Origin of the sequence: Arcobacter sp. CECT 8989 (genome assembly GCF_004116715.1) — a bacterium.
In the GTDB taxonomy this organism is placed as follows: domain Bacteria; phylum Campylobacterota; class Campylobacteria; order Campylobacterales; family Arcobacteraceae; genus Halarcobacter.
Genome location: NZ_PDKE01000132.1, coordinates 1 through 389, shown reverse-complemented (window position 1 = coordinate 389; position 389 = coordinate 1). Strand labels below are relative to the sequence as shown.

General features: G+C 31.4%; 1 pseudogene. It reads left to right on the top strand.

From position 1 onward, the window contains the following. Positions 1 to 389: pseudogene (locus tag CRV02_RS14710) on the top strand (tRNA 4-thiouridine(8) synthase ThiI); the annotation flags it as partial.

The following is a 389-nucleotide window of genomic DNA, read 5'->3' as shown; positions in this document are numbered from 1 at the left end:
CGGATATTTTATCACTTAAGTCTGTAGGATTTAAATCTACTCTTGCTTTATACGTAACTAGGTAAAGAGGAATTAAAAACCACTTTGTTTCGTTTAATCTTGGTGGAATAGATCATGAAATTGGTGTTAAGCAAGTTGCATTTTACTTTTGGAATAAATATGGTAGTTCTTATAGAATAACTTTTACATCTGTTCCTTTTTAGGATGTTGTAACAGAAATCTTTAACTCAACTAGTCAATCATATATGTGTGTTACACTAAAAAGACTTATGATTATTGCATCAGAAAAAATTGCAGATAAGATGGGAATTGAAGCACTTCTTACAGAAGAAAGGGTTGCTCAGGATTCAAGTCAGACTCTAAGAACTCGTACATTAATTGAGCAAGTT